The 2,360-nt window shown below is 73.9% G+C and carries 4 protein-coding genes; 3 read left to right on the forward strand and 1 reads right to left on the reverse strand.

All coding sequences use genetic code 11. The annotated features are described in order from the left end of the window. The first annotated feature begins 479 nt into the window (after positions 1-479). The 3 genes from L7D48_RS28210 to L7D48_RS28220 all read left to right on the forward strand — a co-directional run bounded on the left by L7D48_RS28210 (position 480) and on the right by L7D48_RS28220 (position 1,588). Positions 480-902 carry a hypothetical protein gene (locus L7D48_RS28210; protein WP_237883842.1) on the forward strand — a complete coding sequence of 141 codons (423 nt, stop codon included), beginning with the start codon at positions 480-482 and terminating at the stop codon, positions 900-902. 48 nt (positions 903-950) lie between these two features. Further along, positions 951-1,163: a hypothetical protein gene (locus tag L7D48_RS28215; protein ID WP_237883844.1), complete on the forward strand. Its 213-nt coding sequence runs from the start codon at positions 951-953 to the stop codon at positions 1,161-1,163. 95 nt (positions 1,164-1,258) lie between these two features. Beyond that, positions 1,259-1,588, forward strand: a complete 330-nt coding sequence (locus tag L7D48_RS28220) for a deoxyxylulose-5-phosphate synthase (protein WP_237883846.1) — start codon at positions 1,259-1,261, stop codon at positions 1,586-1,588. 141 nt (positions 1,589-1,729) lie between these two features. Here the strand turns inward: L7D48_RS28220 and L7D48_RS28225 are convergent. Next, positions 1,730-2,360, reverse strand: a 631-nt coding sequence (locus L7D48_RS28225) for a transcriptional regulator (protein WP_237883848.1), incomplete at its 5' end; no start/stop codon positions are given.

Consider the following 2,360-nt stretch of genomic DNA (forward strand, 5'->3'; position numbering starts at 1 on the left):
ACCCCCCGCCCGCCGCCGGCGGCTGAGCCGGCCCGGCGGCCGGGTGACCGTCGCCTCCGGCGTCACCGGCCACCACGGTCGCCCTCCACGCCCCCGCGGACCCGCACGGACTCGCCGAGCCGGCGGCACTGCCGGGACCGCCAGCGCTCGTCGCCCGGCGCGCCGCGCCGGTGTGGACGGCGGTGACGGCACCGGCGCTGATCGCGGCGGTCGTCCTGCGGCCGCCGGGGTGAAGGAGACCGGCGTCGTCGTCGCGCTCTTCCTCGCCCTGGCGGCGCCTGACGACGGGTCCGTATCCTCGGGCCGAGCAGTGCCGCGACCTGCGGGCCGGTCCGGACAGCGAACAAGGCCCGGGCGCCGACCCGATTCCTCGTCATGGAGCGAGTGACGGGACTCGAACCCGCGCTCCGAGCTCGGGAAGCAGTGCTCGTCCGGCCTTCATTCCCGCGATGCGGCGTGGCTGCTCCTACGCTGCGTCCATGCGCACCGTGTTCCTGTTTCCCGCTGCCGATCGTGCCGACACAGTGGCCTGCCTGGACCAGCACATGGCGGGGGGCGACGGGGCGTGGACGTTCGCCGAACGCGTCCATGTCGTGATCGACGATGAGGAAACCGGCTGCTTGTTCCGAGACTGGGAGCCTGATGACGTGGCCCTTCTCGAAGCGGCCCTCGGATATCACCCCACATGGGCAGTGCAGGCTGACATATCCGGGCGCATCGACGGAACTGCTGAGGTGCGCCACCTCGCCGCGCTGTTGCTGAAACGAGGCGGTGTCGCGTTCGACGACTACTCCGAGCATGCCTGGACCCTGCAGGAGATCGAGGCGGAGACCGCGGTCGAGGGCCTGCGCTTCTTCGACTTCCGTACGTACCACGAACGCCACCGCCACCCTGGACCGTGAGGGCGGTGGAGCGACTTCGGCCGAGAGCTGCCGCGGAGGGTGGGCCGGGTGCGGGTGCGGGTGCGGGTGCGGGTGCGGGTGCGGCTGTGGGGCGTGGCCGGGACCGCCCATCCGGCCACCCCGGAGCCGGTCACCGCCTCCCTGGAGGAGGTGTCCCACGACCATCCGGCGACCCGGTGGACGGTGGCCCACCGGCAGGCCCTGACCCTCCACGACCGCACCCCCGTGGACCTCCAGGCCCTCCGAGCCCTCCCCGCATGACCGCTTGTCGTCACGCTCCCGTCCGGCCCGGCCGGGCGCACGGGCCGCCCCGTAAATCCGTCGAGCCGGGACGGCGGCGGGCCTACGCTGACCGCATGGGACACGCGAAGACCTCGTACGTCTGCCTGCCGTGCCGGGCCTCCTACAAGCAGCCCTACCCCGGTGACCACGAACGGCGGTGTCCCCGCTGCGGCGAGGGACTGGTCCACGTCGGGTCGGCCTTCGCGGCGCCCCGGAGGCGGGACGACGAGGGCTGGCGGGTGCTCACCGTGCTGGTGAACGCGGGGATCCGCTTCCCCAGGAGCTGCTGCGGCGGACCCGGCTACCGGCCGCGCACCCTCCGCGAGGTGCGGGAGCGGATGACCTACGCGGCACGCACCGGAGAACCGATCGCCCGGGCCCTCGTACGCCCCGAACTGCCCTGACCACTCCCACGGTTCCACTGGGCACCCGTCGGCCGGCGTGCGGTCGCGCACCGGGGTGCCCGCCGTACCGGAGGGCGAAGCGCCGGCCCGCTGCCCAGGGGATGAAACGGCGGGCCGGGAACCCTTGGGAGCCGGGCGCGGTCACACGCCGCGGAACTCGTTCTCCGCCATGCCCTCCGGCATCCGTTCCCCGGGCGCGGTGGCACTGTCCAGGAGCCGCAGGGCCGCGTCGGACGGCGAGCCGGGCTCGGCGCTGTAAGCGATCATGCGCTGTCCCGATTCGCCGGGAATGTGGAGGTTCTCGAAGGCGAGTTCCATGGCGCCCACCACGGGGTGGCGGAAGTGCTTGACGCCCGAGGTGCAGGTGCGCACCGGGTGCCTGGCCCACCGGGAGGCGAAGTCGGGGCTCCGCATCACGAGCTGCCCGACGAGCTCGGCCAGCCGGCGGTCGTCGGGGTGGCGCCCGGCCACCAGGCGCAGCGAGGCGACCGCGAGCTGGGCCTCCTCGTGCCAGTCGACGTACAGGGTGCGGAAGTTCTCGTCGAGGAAGAGCAGCTGGGTGAGGTTGGGGCGGGCGCTCGGGCTGTCCGGCCCCTTGGGGTCCAGGTGCCCGGCCAGCAGCGCGTGGCCCAGCCGGTTCCAGGCGAGGATGTCGTTGCGGCGGTCCAGCACCAGGGCGGGCACCGCCGTCATGGCGGACAGCAGCTGACGGGCCGATGCGCTCACGTACTCCGCCCGCGGCGCGGCGGGGGCGCGCCGGGGGGCCGCGGGG

This window comes from Streptomyces sp. ICN903, from assembly GCF_022015835.1.
In the GTDB taxonomy this organism is placed as follows: Bacteria; Actinomycetota; Actinomycetes; order Streptomycetales; family Streptomycetaceae; genus Streptomyces; species Streptomyces fenghuangensis.

What these genes read in the sequence shown, in the direction of transcription:
- L7D48_RS28210 (WP_237883842.1), top strand. Translation starts at nt 480, where the DNA reads ATGCGCACCGTGTTCCTGTTTCCCGCTGCCGATCGTGCCGACACAGTG.
- L7D48_RS28220 (WP_237883846.1), top strand. Translation starts at nt 1,259, where the DNA reads ATGGGACACGCGAAGACCTCGTACGTCTGCCTGCCGTGCCGGGCCTCC.